The sequence below is a fragment of the Streptomyces sp. V4I8 genome, from assembly GCF_041261225.1.
GTDB lineage: Bacteria > Actinomycetota > Actinomycetes > Streptomycetales > Streptomycetaceae > Streptomyces.
On record NZ_JBGCCN010000001.1, the window covers coordinates 2228293 to 2241686 of the forward strand.

Genomic DNA, 13394 nt, shown 5'->3' on the forward strand with positions numbered 1-13394 from the left:
GGTCACCCTACTAGCTCTCGGTGACGGTGCGGCACCCTCCGGAGGCGCGCTGTGCACGGGCCGACGCATAGAGACATACGGCCGCGGCGGTGGCGAGGTTCAGGCTCTCGGCCCTCCCGTGGATCGGGACGCGCACGACGGCGTCGGCCAGCGCGCGGGTCTCCTCCGGAAGCCCCCAGGCCTCGTTGCCGAACACCCAGGCGGTCGGCCCGCCCATGCTCCCCTTGTCGAGCTCGTCGTCGAGATCGTCGGTCCCGGCACCATCGGCGGCGAGAATCCGCACCCCGGCGTCCTTGAGGCCCGGCCACGGCCCGCTCCACGGGCACCCCGACGGCGACGGGAAGGTGGAACAGCGACCCGACGGAGGCCCGGACGGCCTTGGGGTTGTAGAGATCGACGGAGGCGTCGGTCAGTACGACGGCCTCGGCCCCGGCGGCATCGGCGCACCGCAGGACCGTCCCGGCGTTCCCGGGGTCCCGCACATGCGCGAGTACGGCGACGAGCCTGGGCCGGGCGGCGAGGATCTCCTCGAAGGGGGTGTCGATGAACCGGCAGACACCGACGAGCCCCTGCGGGGTGACGGTGGTGGAGATGTCGGCGATCACCTGCTCGGCGGCGAGGTGCACGCGCGCGCCGGCCGCCCGGGCCTCCCCGATGATGTCGGCGTACCGCTCCGCGGCGTCGAGCGTGGCGAACAGCTCCACCAGGGTGTCCGAGTGCCCGGCCGCCTCCCGCACCGCCTGCGGCCCCTCGGCCAGGAACAGCCGCTCCTTGCCCCGGAAGTTCCGCTTGCCGAGCCGCCGGGCGGCCAGGACGCGGGAGGAACGGGGGGAGATCAGCTCGGGGGCGCCGAACGGCATGGGACTCTCTTTCAAAGGATCTTTCCGCCAACACAACGGACCCGCAGGTAAAACCCACGGGTCCGTTCAGTCACGTCGGTTCAAGCCGAGCGCAGCGGTCACGCAGCCTTGGGGGCGTTGACGTCGCTCGGCAGCGCCTTCTGGGCGACCTCGACCAGCGCCGCGAAGGCGTTGGCGTCGTTGACGGCCAGCTCGGCCAGGATCTTGCGGTCGACCTCGACGTTCGCGGCCTTCAGACCCTGGATGAAGCGGTTGTACGTGATGCCGTTGGCGCGGGCAGCGGCGTTGATGCGCTGGATCCACAGCTGGCGGAAGTCACCCTTGCGCTTCTTGCGGTCGTTGTAGTTGTAGACCAGCGAGTGGGTGACCTGCTCCTTGGCCTTGCGGTACAGGCGCGAACGCTGACCGCGGTAGCCGGAGGCCTGCTCGAGGATCGCCCGGCGCTTCTTGTGGGCGTTCACTGCCCGCTTGACGCGTGCCACTTTTTAACTCCTTGTAGCGGGGCCGCGGTTGGACTCACACGGCCCGGAATCGATTGGGTCCCGGTCCAGACGTACGGCGCTCGGAAGCGCCGCGTACGTCACTTGCCGAGAAGCTTCTTGATCTTCGCGGCGTCGCCCGGGGCCATCTCGGCGTTGCCGGTCAGGCGGCGCGTCACGCGGGACGACTTGTGCTCGAGCAGGTGGCGCTTGCCGGCGCGCTCACGGAGCACCTTGCCGGAGCCGGTGATCTTGAAGCGCTTGCTGGCACCGCTGTGCGACTTGTTCTTCGGCATAGCGCCGTTCTCTCCTCGTCGGTGGCGTTCCGGTGCCCGGTCGTGAAACCGGGCACGGTGGAACGTCGCTCTTGTATCGGTTACGTCCTGGGGACTCGCGTCCCCCGGGATCACGCCTCGGCGGAAGCCTCGGCAGAAGCCTCGGTCTCCACGGCGTCGTCGGACTCCACGGCGTCCTCGGACTCCGCGGCGTTCTGCGACTTGCCGGGGTTGGCCTTCGCATCGGCCTTGCGGGCTTCCTGCGCCTGGCGGGCCTCGGCCATCGCCTCGGTCTTCTTCTTGTGCGGACCGAGAACCATGATCATGTTTCGGCCGTCCTGCTTCGGGTTCGACTCCACGAACCCGAGGTCCTCGACGTCCGTCGCGAGACGCTGCAGCAGTCGGTAGCCCAGCTCGGGCCGGGACTGCTCGCGACCACGGAACATGATCGTGATCTTGACCTTGTCGCCCTGCTTGAGGAACCGGACGACGTGACCCTTCTTGGTGTCATAGTCGTGCGGGTCGATCTTCGGCCGGAGCTTCATCTCCTTGATGACCGTGTGCGCCTGGTTCTTGCGCGCCTCACGGGCCTTCATGGCCGACTCGTACTTGAACTTCCCGTAGTCCATGAGCTTGCACACGGGCGGACGGGCGTTCGCCGCGACCTCGACCAGGTCCAGGTCGTACTCCTGCGCAAGCTCCAGTGCCTTGGCCAGCGGGACAATGCCCACCTGCTCGCCACTGGGACCGACAAGTCGCACCTCGGGAACGCGAATCCGGTCGTTGATGCGGGGCTCGGCGCTGATGGATCCTCCTCGGTTAGCACCACACGACCGTCTGGCGGACAGCCGCGTATGTCTCTGTTCGACAGACCTAACCGCGCCGAAGCACAAAAAATGCCCCGGACGATCACAGGCGGGGCTCCAAAACACTGCCGGAGCACCACCGCTATGATCGCGGGGCGCGATTTCGGGCGACTCCATCGTCCGTACGGAACGATGGTGGCCGCCTGACCGGGTGACCCGCCGTCCCGGGGGACGATCAGGTGGGAAGTCGGAGCCTCCACTTGTGGGCTGGGCAATAGCTGTCCAGCCGGTCGTTACACAAGGTTAGCAGCTACCCGGGGGTGGTGCTAATCCGCGTACACCGGGGCCTATCGTGTGGGACATGAGTGACACCCCTCCTGAGTCCCCCGACTTCGACGAGATGACCCGCGACATCGCCGAGGTCCCCGCCGTCGAGGTGATCGTGACGGTCGCCGTCAACCTGATGAGCGCCGCCGCCGTGAAGCTCGGTCTGACCGAGGAGGGCGACAAGCACAAGGACCTGGACGAGGCCCGCAAGCTGGTGCACGCCCTCGCCGGTCTGCTGGACGCGAGCACGACCGAGATCAGCTCGTTCCACGCGGCGCCGCTGCGCGACGGCCTGAAGTCGCTGCAGCTGGCCTTCCGCGAGGCGTCGATCGTCCCGGACGAGCCGGGTCAGGGACCGGGCGAGAAGTACACCGGCCCGGTCTACGGCTAGCTCATCCTCGTACGTACAGGGGCTCGCCCGGAGGCGTCGTCCCGGCCGGCAGCAGTGCCAGGTCGAGACCGCGCACCAGGCGGGCCCTCAGTGTCTCGTCCGCTGCCAGCCGCTCGGCGACCGCACGGGCGGCCCGGGCGGGTGCGGCGGAACCATCCAGGACGAGGGCGAGGGTGCCGTCGGCCTGTCCGGGCCCGAGATGGGCGCTGAGCACGGAGGACTCGGCGGCCACCGCGGCCCGCACCGCCTCCCGCACGGCCGGGTCGGCGAGCGGGTCGGTCGTCGTCCGGCCCTCGGCCAGCGCGAGCAGCGCGCGCCCCGTCAGCTCGAAGGGCACCGGGCCGGCCATGTCCAGCACGATCGTGTCCGCCTTCTCGTGCGCCGCGGCCCGCAGGGCCTGGTGCAGGGGTACGGCGACGGGGCGGGCCGCCGGGTCCCAGCGGGCGAGCGAGTCGGTGGACGTGAAGGCGGGCAGGGCCACGCGGTCGCCGGCTTTGAGGGTCGGTACGGCCATGTCGCTGGTCTTCTCGTGGCGCAGCCCGTTCTCGTCCTCCTCGACCTCGCCGAGCACGGCCACGACGGGGACGAGCAGCCGGGCCTCCTTGAGGGCCGCCAGGACCGGGCCCTCGGCGGTGCGGTCCTCGGCCCAGGCGGCGAGCGCGGCGCTCAGCCGGGGGGAGGCGGAGCCGTCGTCGTCGGAGAAGGGAGAGTCGGGAATGTTCTTGTTCGCCACGGTCACCGACCCTATCGGGGGGATGCTGCTGCGCTTGTGCGGGCCCGGAAACCCGGCCGTGACGCGTTTCACCGGAATCTCAGATTTCCCTGACACACATCTAACGTCCGTCTAACGGCCCGCACAGTCGCCGCCCCGACGATCGCGGCATGGAGTCCTCCAGAGCCCGCCGCGGCCACCGCGCTCGTCCGACCGGAAGCCGCTCGCTGCTGTACGGCGCCCTCGCCACGGTCGCCGTCGTGGGCGCCACGGCCGCCGGGACCGTGTTCGTGCAGGCGCGGGCGCACTCGGGGACCAGCACCGTATCGTCGGCGGCGACGCCGTCGGCGAGCGAGGAGGCTTCGGTGGAATCGGTGGCGCGGCCGACGGTGGACCACGACGAGCTGCTGGCGACGGCGATGAAGGCGGTGGACGTCCCCGAGGGGGTCGAGGTGTCGGTGGCGGTGCTGGACCTGGCGTCCGGTGCGAGCGCCTCGTACGGGGACGGCGCCTTCGACACGGCGAGCATCGTCAAGGTCGACATTCTGGCGGCGCTGCTGCTCCAGGCCCAGGACGCGGGGCGGCAGCTGACGGCGGCGGAGAAGTCGTACGCGACCGCGATGATCGTGAACAGCGACAACGCCTCCGCGTCGGAGCTGTGGCGGGTGATCGGGCAGGCGGAGGGGCTGGACGCCGCGAACGAGCGCCTCGGGCTCACGGGGACCGAGGGGGGTGACGGGATGCTGTGGGGGCTGACGCAGACCACCGCCGCCGATCAACTCCGGCTGCTGCGGGAGGTGTTCGGGCAGGACTCGGAGCTGAGCGCGGCCTCGCGGGCGTATCTGCGCGGGCTGATGGGGCGGATCGCCGTGGGCCAGCGGTGGGGGGTGTCGGCGGCGGCCGGCGGCTCCGGGTGGGCACTGAAGAACGGGTGGCTGCCGCGTACGGCGACCGGGCTGTGGGACATCAACAGCATCGGGCGGGTGACGGTCGACGGCCGCGACTGTCTGGTGGCCGTGCTGTCGGACGGCAACGCGACGCAGGCGGACGGGATCGCGCTGGTCGAGGCCTCGGCCGTGGCGGCGGTCTCGGTGTTCGCCGGGGAGGACGCGTCCGCCTCCTCATCCATGGCCGCCACAGCCGTGTCGTAGCCGGTCCGGCGGCCCTCGAAATCGCTAGAAGTCGTGGCGTGCGCGTCGGCCGCGCCACAGCACGACCGCCCACACCAGCAGGAGGGCGCCGGCGCCGCCCGCGAGCGGGGCGGTCCAACCCGACGCGTCGCCCCCCGACTCGGCGGCGTCCGGGCCCGAGCCGAAGTACTCCTCGCCGTAGGCCGCCGGCTTGAGGTTCTCCCGCTCCATGCGGGAGGCCTCCTTGATGGCGGCGGCCGGGTCGATGAAGCCGTAGCCGCGGGAGTCGTCGCGGCCGTCGGCGGGGGCGTTGCGCGCCGTGTCCTCCAGGAGCTTCTTGATCTGGGCCGGGGTCAGGCCGGGGTGGGCGGCCTTGACCAGGGCCACCGCTCCGGAGACGAAGGCGGCCGCGGCGCTCGTGCCCCAGCCCTCGTAGTACTTGTGGTCGGGGTCCGCGATGACGACGTTCACGCCGGGGGCGCTGACCGTGGCGTACCAGCGGCGGGTGGAGAAGGAGGCGCGGGTGCCGAACTTGTCGACGGCGGTCGCGGCGATGACGCCCGGGTAGGCGGCCGGGTACGAGATGTGGTCGCCCTTCTCGCCGCCGTTGCCGGCCGAGGCGACGACGACGGCGCCCTTCTTCAGGGCGTACTGGACGGCCTCGTCCTCGCCGGCTTCGGGGTGGGCGGACTTGGAGTCGTCGCCGAGGGAGAGGTTGATGACGTCGGCGCCGTGGTCGGCGGCCCAGCGGATGCCGTCGGCGAGGGCGTTGCCACGGGTGCTGCGGGCCTTGGAGCGGGCGGGGTCGCCGTCCTCCAGGATGACGCGGACGGGGAGGATCTTGGCCTCGGGGGCGATGCCCATCACGCCGTCGCCGTTGCCGGCGCCGTGCCCGTGGCCGGCGATGATGCCGGCCATCGCCGTGCCGTGCCGGGCCCAGGCGCGGTCGCCGCGCTCGGCTCCGAAGCCGACCATGTCCTTGCCATCGAGGACGTTGCCGGCGAGGTCCGGGTGGTCGTTCTCGACGCCGGTGTCCAGGACGGCGACGGTGACGCCCGCGCCCTTGGTGGTCTGCCAGGCCTCCTCGGTGTGCATGGCGTCCAGGGCCCACTGCTGGGCGCGTATGGAGTCGGCGTGCGCGGCGGTGGACGGCAGGACGGCGAGGCAGGTGCCGAGGAGGACGGCGAGGAGGCCGGTCCGGCGGGTCATGGAGTTCTTCACAGCACTGGTCACGGTGCCGGCCGTCGCGCTGTTCACAGCACGGTCAAGGCCGGGGTTCGGGCCCGGGTTCGGGGCGGGGCTCATGCCACTGTTCATGACGACTGCTCCGTGGACGGGCCGACGTTCTTGCGCAGGGCGCGTTCGACGCGGTCGGCGAGGCCCTGTGCCTCGTGGCCGAGGCCCGCCTGGGCGACGGCCGTGGTGTCGCCGGACCGCATGGCCTCCTCGGCGGGTTCGGGCTCGTCGACGGTGCGGCCGTCGGCCCAGCCGGAGACGGCGTAGACGACGACCGGGGCGTCGGTCAGCACGGAGACGGTCCAGGAAGCGCGCTGTTCGTCGCCGAATCCGCTGGCCAGGGTGCCCTTCGCGGCGTAGGGGCGGGGCATGAGGTCCGTGCGGCGGTCGAGGCCCTCTTTGGTGAAGCTGGTGTCGAGCGAGCGCATGGCGGCGGCGTCGGCGGTGGTGAAGAGCAGGCCGACGGTGGTGACGTAGCTCTGGGTGGCGTCGACGTAGGTGGCACGCAGGAGTCGCTCGCAGCCGACGGGGGCGAGGGCCTTGCGCAGGAGCGGGTCGAAGGCGTTGGCGCATTTGGTGTCCGGGGCGACGGCGATCCGCGTCCAGATCCGGTCGGCGCCGCCGGGCCCGGCGCCCTGCCCGGTCACGGTGGGCGGGAACAGCTGGTCGACGGGAATGCTGTGCCACAGGCTTCCGGCCGCGGCGAAGGTGCCCTGCGCGTCGCCGTCATCCGAGTCGCCGATCAGCCAACTCCCGGTCGCGGCCCCGCCGATGAGGCCCAGCCCGAGCACGACACAGACGGCTGCCGCGGCGACCCGGGGGCGGATCCGCACGCCGAGGGGCCGAGGTCGCGCCTGCTCGTCGTACCCCTCGGGCTGCCCGAACGACACGACGGGCCGCCCGGCCCCCGGAGTCCCACCCGGCGCCATCGGGGCGCTCCAGGAGAGGGACGGGTCCGGGGCGAAAGCGGCGGAGTTGCGGCCGTTCGCGGAACGCTCGGTGGTGTGGGAGTGTCCGGCGGGCGCCGAGCCCGCGTATCCACGGGCCGCCGGTCCGTCGCCGGCCGAGGGCTCGCGTGCGGGGCGCTGCGGGGGCAGAGGGACGGAGGCGGGGCGTCGAGGGGGCTCGGCGGGGGCGGAGCCGGGGTGGGTGACCGGCCTGGGCGGCATGCCTACGGCGCCCTGGGCGGGTGGGGTGGCCGGATGCGGCGGCATGGCGGCAGAACCTTGCGTGTGCCCGGTGGCCGATTGCGGAGGCAGGCCGGGAGAGCCCTGCGCCGGACCGGAGCCGGACTGGCCGGGCAGACCGGCAGAACCCTGCGCCGGACCCGAACCCGACTGCCGGGGCAAACCCGCAGAACCCTGCGCCGCACCGGAACCCGACTGCCGCGGCAGACCCGAAGAACCCTGCGCCGCACCCGAAGCCGGCTGCGGAGGTGTGCTCGACGAGCCCCGTGCGGCGCCCGGCCGGGGAGGCGTGCTCGCCGGACCACTCGTGGTGGGCCGGCGGTTGCCGGACTCGGGGGACGGGGTCGCGGGGATCGGCCGGAGACGGAAGGTGGTCTCGGCTGCGGTCTCGGCGGGGGCGCCCGTGCGTCGGGGCGGCGCGGGGCGATCGGCCGGGCGGGGCGGCGTGCCGGCCTGCGCGGTGTGCTCGCGCTGCGACGATCCGCCACTCTCCTGAAGCCCGGCCGTGGGCGGGGTGTCCGGGAAGCGTGCCGAGGCACGGGGCGGAGGCGGGGCCATGGGGGCGCTTTCTCCCGAGGTCGGGACGTGCAGGTCCGGGAGAGGCTGCGCGCCGGCGGTGGCAGCGGGGTCGGGCGTTCGCACCTCCGCGGCGGGCATCCGCGCGCCCGGGACGTCCGGCTGCCCGCCCTGCGCGTCGTCGGCCCTCAGCGGGTCCGCGGGTCTCGGCGGGGTCGTCGGGCGGGGCGGGACGGAAGGCGGTGGGGGTGTCGCCGGGCGTGGGGGGATGGGGGCGCGCCGCGCTTCCGTGCTCATGCACCCCCCGTTTCCTCATGTCCCGGGCCCGATCCCGTACGCGGGCCGTCGTTCCGTGTTGCCTGCCCGGCCCGGCGCGGACTCGTCCGACCAGGCACGCATACCCGCACGGGAGGAGCGTCATCCCGGCGAGGTGTGCGCCCGGGAAGGTTCCCCACATGCGTGCGCGTCACTCTACGGGTTGACCCTGGGCGAACGGGAACCAGTCCGGGACCCCGTGTGCATCTGCCCGGAACATCCCCCTACCCTGCGGTAATCCCGCATGGCAGGCTTCGTTCATGACTGCGCGCGCCGCCGACCGGGCCCGTTACGACCGGGCCACCGCCCATCTCGACGCCCCTCTCGCGATCGTGGACCTGGACGCCTTCGACGCCAACGCGGACGATCTCGTCCGCCGGGCGGGAGGGAAGCCGATCCGGGTCGCCAGCAAGTCCGTGCGCTGCCGGGCCCTGCTCGAACGCGTCCTCGCGAAGGACGGCTTCGCGGGCCTCATGTCCTTCACGCTCGCCGAGTCCCTGTGGCTGGCGCGCTCCGGGTTCGACGACGTCATGCTCGCGTACCCGTCCGCCGACAAGGCCGGTTTCGCCGAGCTGACGAGTGATCCCAAGCTCGCCTCCGCCGTCACCGTGATGATCGACGATCCGGCACAGCTCCGGCTCATCGACGAGGCCCGGGACGGCGGGCGGGAAGTGGTGCGGGTCTGCCTGGAGTTGGACACCTCGCTGAAGCTGCTCGGCGGGCGGGTGCGCGTCGGCGCCCGGCGTTCGCCGCTGCACTCCCCCGCGCAGGTCGCCGACATGGCCCGGGTCGTCGCCCGGCGGCCGGGGTTCGAGGTGGTCGGGATCATGGCGTACGAGGGGCATATCGCCGGGGTCGGGGACTCCGTGGCGGGGCGGCCGTTGCGGTCGCGTGCCGTGCGGCTGATGCAGGCCGCCGCCCGCCGGGAGCTCGCCGAGCGGCGGGCCGAGGTGGTGCGGGCCGTCCGGGCCGTCGCGCCGGGGCTGGAGTTCGTCAACGGCGGCGGGACGGGCAGTGTGCAGTTCACGGCCGCCGAGGACTGTGTCACGGAGATCGGGGCCGGGTCGGGGCTGTATGTGCCGCGGCTGTTCGACAACTACACGTCCTTCAGCGGGCGTCCGGCCGCGCTGTTCGCCCAGCCCGTCGTGCGCCGGCCGGGCGTCGGGGTGGTGACCGTCCTCGGGGGCGGGTATCCGGCCTCGGGTGCGGCCGGCCCCGACCGGCTGCCGGTGCCGTATCTGCCGGAGGGCCTGCGCTACGACCCTCAGGAGGGGCCCGGCGAGGTGCAGACGCCGCTGATGGGCTCCCCCGCCGACGATCTGCTGCTCGGCGACAAGGTGTGGTTCCGGCACGCCAAAGCGGGTGAGCTGTGCGAGCGGTTCGACACGCTGCATCTCGTCAAGGGCGACGCGGTGACGGCGGCCGTGCCCACGTACCGGGGCGAGGGCCGGACGTTCCTGTAGCGCGTGGCCCGCGCCGGCCGCACCGGCACCGGCGGTCCCGAGGGTTCGGGAGCGCGCCGGTGCCCGGTCACGGGCGGTGGTCTCATGCTCAGCCCGACCCGGTCGGGCGGCCTACAGCGGTGTGACGTACGCCCCGGAGATTCCGCCGTCGACCAGGAAGTCGGTGGCGTTCACGAAGGAGGAGTCGTCGCTGGCCAGGAAGGCGACGGCGGCGGCGATCTCGCCGGCCTCGGCGAAACGGCCGACCGGGATGTGCACCAGGCGGCGCGCGGCGCGCTCCGGGTCCTTGGCGAACAGCTCCTGGAGGAGCGGGGTGTTGACCGGTCCCGGGCACAGGGCGTTGACCCGGATGCCGTCGCGGGCGAACTGCACGCCCAGTTCGCGGGACATGGCGAGGACGCCGCCCTTGGAGGCCGTGTACGAGATCTGGGACGTGGCGGCGCCCATCCTCGCCACGAAGGACGCCGTGTTGATGATGGAGCCCTTGCCCTGCTGCCGCATGTAGGGGATGGCGGCCTTGCAGCACAGATAGACGGAGGTGAGGTTGACCTCCTGGACGCGCTTCCAGGCCTCCAGGCCGGTCTCCAGGATGGAGTCGTCGTCGGGCGGCGAGATACCGGCGTTGTTGAAGGCGATGTCGACGCTGCCGTAGGTGTCGTACGCCGTCTTGAACAGCGCCTCGACCTGCTCGGGGTCGGTGACGTCGACCTTGACGAAGATCCCGCCGAGCTCCTCGGCGGCGGCCTTGCCGCGCTGTTCGTCGACGTCGCCGCAGACGACGTGGGCGCCCTCGGAGGCGAGGCGGCGGGCGGTGGCGAGGCCGATGCCGCTGCCGGCTCCGGTGATGACGGCCGTACGGCCGACGAGGCGGCGGCACACGTTTGCTTCGGTCACTGTGCGGGGCCTTCCGTGCTGATGAAGACGTTCTTGGTCTCGGTGAAGGCGGTCAGGGCGTCCGGGCCCAGCTCGCGGCCGATGCCGGACTGCTTGAAGCCGCCGAAGGGGGTCCAGTAGCGGACGCTGGAGTGGGAGTTGACGGACAGGTTGCCGGCCCTGACCGCCTGGGAGACGCGCAGGGCGCGGCCGACGTCACGGGTCCAGATGGAGCCGGAGAGGCCGTAGTCGGTGGCGTTGGCGAGGGCCACGGCCTCCGCCTCGTCCTCGAAGGGGAGGACGACCGCGACGGGGCCGAAGACCTCCTCGACGGCCACGCGCGCGTGCGGGTCGACGCCGGTGAGGACGGTGGGCGGGAACCAGAAGCCGGGGCCTTCGGGGGCCTTGCCGCGGATGCCGTCGAGGTCGTCGGTGACGTACGAACGGACCCGGTCCAGCTGGACCTTGGAGATGAGCGGGCCCATGTCGGTCTTCTCGTCGGCCGGGTCGCCGACCGTCACCGCCTCGATGGCGGGGCCGAGCAGCTCCATGAAGCGGTCGTAGGCGGAGCGCTGGACGAGGACGCGGGTGCGGGCGCAGCAGTCCTGGCCGGAGTTGTCGAGGAAGGCCATGGGGGCCGCTGCGGCGGCGGCCTCGATGTCCGCGTCGGCGAAGACGATGTTGGGGCTCTTGCCGCCGAGTTCGAGGGTGACGCGCTTGAGGAGCGCCGAGCCCTTGGCCAGGACCTGTTTGCCCACGGCCGTCGAGCCGGTGAAGACGATCTTCGCGACGCCCGGGTGTTCGACCAGGGCGTTGCCCGCGACGGACCCGTGGCCGGGCAGCACTTGGAACAGGCCCTCGGGAAGTCCCGCCTCCAGGGCCAGCTCCGCCAGCCGCAGAGCCGTCAGCGGGGTCGTCTCGGCGGGCTTGAGGAGGACCGCGTTGCCGGCCGCGAGCGCCGGGGCGGTGCCCCACGCGGCGATCGGCATCGGGAAGTTCCAGGGCGCGATGACGCCTACGACGCCGAGGGGTTCGAGGATCGTGACGTTCAGGCCGCCGGGGACCGGGATCTGCTGTCCGGTCAGCCGCTCCACTCCCCCGGCCGCGTAGTCGAGCAGATCGCGGACGTTGCCCGCCTCCCAGCGGGCGTTGCCGACGGTGTGCCCGGCCTCGCGGACCTCCAACCGGGCGAGCTCTTCGAGGTGTTCGTCGACGGTGACGGCGAACCGGCGCAGCAGCCGGGCGCGTTCGCCGGGCGCGAGGGCGGCCCATCCGGACTGCGCCTTGGTGGCCCGTACGACGGCGGCGTCCACGTCGGCCGCGGTGGCGGCCGGGACGGTGGCGACCACCTCTTCGGTGGCCGGATTGAGTACCTGGAGCTGGTCGGACAAGGAGGGCCTCACAGGCGTTCGAAGGAGCGGCGCAGCTCCCAGTCGGTGACCGCGGCGTCGAAGGCGTCCAGCTCGACGCGCGCCATGTTGCGGTAGTGGGCGACGACCTCGTCGCCGAAGGCGGCCTTGGCGATGGGGCTGTTCTCCCAGAGCTCGGCGGCCTCGCGGAGGGTGGTGGGCACGTGGGCGAAGTCGGCGGCGTAGGCGTTGCCGGGGCAGGGCTCGGGCAGCTCCAGCTTCTGCTCGATGCCGTAGAGGCCGGCCGCGACCAGTCCGGCGACGGCGAGGTGCGGGTTGACGTCGCCGCCGGGGAGCCGGTTCTCGAAGCGCATCGAGCGGCCGTGGCCGACGACGCGCAGGGCGCAGGTGCGGTTGTCGTAGCCCCAGGCGACCGCGGTCGGCGCGAAGGAGCCGGGCTGGAACCGCTTGTAGGAGTTGATGTTGGGGGCGTAGAGCAGGGAGAAGTCCCGCAGGGCGGCCAGCTGTCCGGCGAGGAAGTGGCGCATGACGTCCGACATGCCGCCCTCGCCGTCACCGGCCATGGCGTTGTCGCCGGCGGCGTCCGCGAGGGAGAGGTGGATGTGGCACGAGTTGCCCTCGCGCTCGTTGTACTTGGCCATGAAGGTGATCGAGACGCCCTCCTGGGCGGCGATCTCCTTGGCGCCGGTCTTGTAGACGGCGTGCTGGTCACAAGTGACCAGGGCGTCGTCGTACTTGAAGGCGATCTCGTGCTGGCCCGGGTTGCATTCGCCCTTGGCGGACTCGACGGTGAGCCCGGCGCCCGCCATTTCGTTGCGGATACGGCGCAGCAGCGGCTCGATGCGGCCGGTCCCCAGCACCGAGTAGTCGATGTTGTACTGGTTGGCCGGGGTCAGCCCGCGGTAGCTGGCGTCCCAGGCCTGCTCGTAGGTGTCCTTGAAGACGATGAACTCCAGCTCGGTGCCGACCTTGGCCGTGTAACCGTGCTCGGCGAGGCGCTCCAGCTGGCGGCGCAGGATCTGGCGGGGTGCGGCCACCACGGGCGAGCCGTCGCTCCAGGCGAGGTCGGCGACGAGCATGGCCGTACCGGCGTTCCAGGGGAGGCGGCGGAGGGTGGCCAGGTCGGGGTGCATGGCGAAGTCGCCGTAGCCGCGGTCCCAGGAGGACATGGCGTAGCCCTCGACGGTGTTCATCTCGGTGTCGACGGCGAGGAGGTAGTTGCAGCCCTCGGTGCCGTGGTGCAGGACCTCGTCGAGGAAGAAGCGGGCGGCGAACCGCTTGCCCTGGAGCCGCCCTTGCATATCGGGGAAGGCCAGGACGACAGTGTCGATCTCACCGCTCGCGACGAGGGCGTGCAGCTCCTCGACGCTCAGCGGGGGTGTGCGGTCTGCCACGGGAGAGCCTCCATTCGGCTACTTCGGTCAGCCGGGAGCCATAAGGTATGACTGATGACC

11 protein-coding genes and 2 pseudogenes are annotated in these 13394 nt (G+C 72.1%); 3 read left to right on the plus strand and 10 right to left on the minus strand.

The features are described from left to right. Window positions 1-10: 10 nt before the first annotated feature. The 4 genes and pseudogenes from ABIE67_RS10095 to infC all read right to left on the minus strand — a co-directional run bounded on the left by ABIE67_RS10095 (window position 11) and on the right by infC (window position 2445). Window positions 11-860 (minus strand): annotated as a pseudogene (locus tag ABIE67_RS10095) (TrmH family RNA methyltransferase). Between the two features lie 98 nt (window positions 861-958). Beyond that, window positions 959-1342 (minus strand): 50S ribosomal protein L20, encoded by a 384-nt coding sequence (rplT, locus tag ABIE67_RS10100; protein ID WP_006141703.1) that lies wholly within the window; start codon window positions 1340-1342, stop codon window positions 959-961. Between the two features lie 98 nt (window positions 1343-1440). Beyond that, on the minus strand, window positions 1441-1635 hold the full coding sequence (gene rpmI / locus ABIE67_RS10105; RefSeq protein WP_003977225.1) for a 50S ribosomal protein L35: 195 nt from the start codon (window positions 1633-1635) through the stop codon (window positions 1441-1443). A gap of 110 nt (window positions 1636-1745) precedes the next feature. Then, window positions 1746-2445: pseudogene (gene infC / locus ABIE67_RS10110) on the minus strand (translation initiation factor IF-3). A 336-nt stretch (window positions 2446-2781) separates the two neighbouring features. Between infC and ABIE67_RS10115 the strand changes: the two are divergent. Further along, window positions 2782-3138, plus strand: coding sequence for a DUF1844 domain-containing protein (locus ABIE67_RS10115; RefSeq protein WP_030054958.1), 357 nt, complete (start codon window positions 2782-2784; stop codon window positions 3136-3138). Between the two features lies 1 nt (window position 3139). On the opposite strand, the gene ABIE67_RS10120 is transcribed toward ABIE67_RS10115, so the two are convergent. Further along, window positions 3140-3871 carry an SseB family protein gene (locus tag ABIE67_RS10120; protein WP_370255958.1) on the minus strand — a complete coding sequence of 244 codons (732 nt, stop codon included), beginning with the start codon at window positions 3869-3871 and terminating at the stop codon, window positions 3140-3142. A 149-nt stretch (window positions 3872-4020) separates the two neighbouring features. On the opposite strand from ABIE67_RS10120, the gene ABIE67_RS10125 reads away from it, so the two are divergent. Beyond that, window positions 4021-5001: a serine hydrolase gene (locus ABIE67_RS10125; RefSeq protein ID WP_370255959.1), complete on the plus strand. Its 981-nt coding sequence runs from the start codon at window positions 4021-4023 to the stop codon at window positions 4999-5001. Between the two features lie 24 nt (window positions 5002-5025). Here the strand turns inward: ABIE67_RS10125 and mycP are convergent, their stop codons facing one another. Beyond that, the gene (mycP, locus tag ABIE67_RS10130) at window positions 5026-6189 is read right to left on the minus strand and encodes a type VII secretion-associated serine protease mycosin (RefSeq protein ID WP_370268413.1); all 1164 of its coding nucleotides are present in this window, start codon (window positions 6187-6189) and stop codon (window positions 5026-5028) included. Between the two features lie 104 nt (window positions 6190-6293). Next, entirely contained in the window at window positions 6294-7430 is a 1137-nt protein-coding gene (locus ABIE67_RS10135) for a hypothetical protein (protein WP_370255960.1), read from the minus strand. A 1064-nt stretch (window positions 7431-8494) separates the two neighbouring features. Here ABIE67_RS10135 and ABIE67_RS10140 point away from each other — a divergent pair. Then, window positions 8495-9697: an amino acid deaminase/aldolase gene (locus tag ABIE67_RS10140; protein ID WP_370255961.1), complete on the plus strand. Its 1203-nt coding sequence runs from the start codon at window positions 8495-8497 to the stop codon at window positions 9695-9697. A gap of 111 nt (window positions 9698-9808) precedes the next feature. Here the strand turns inward: ABIE67_RS10140 and ABIE67_RS10145 are convergent, their stop codons facing one another. The 3 genes from ABIE67_RS10145 to ABIE67_RS10155 are packed head-to-tail and all read right to left on the minus strand — an operon-like array spanning window position 9809 to window position 13334. Next, window positions 9809-10591: a 3-oxoacyl-ACP reductase gene (locus tag ABIE67_RS10145; RefSeq protein ID WP_370255962.1), complete on the minus strand. Its 783-nt coding sequence runs from the start codon at window positions 10589-10591 to the stop codon at window positions 9809-9811. Then, window positions 10588-11961 (minus strand): aldehyde dehydrogenase, encoded by a 1374-nt coding sequence (locus ABIE67_RS10150; RefSeq protein ID WP_370255963.1) that lies wholly within the window; start codon window positions 11959-11961, stop codon window positions 10588-10590. The genes ABIE67_RS10145 and ABIE67_RS10150 overlap by 4 nt, the downstream gene beginning before the upstream one ends. Before the next feature lie 8 nt (window positions 11962-11969). Next, window positions 11970-13334, minus strand: coding sequence for a glutamine synthetase family protein (locus ABIE67_RS10155; RefSeq protein WP_370255964.1), 1365 nt, complete (start codon window positions 13332-13334; stop codon window positions 11970-11972). Between the last annotated feature and the right edge of the window lie 60 nt (window positions 13335-13394).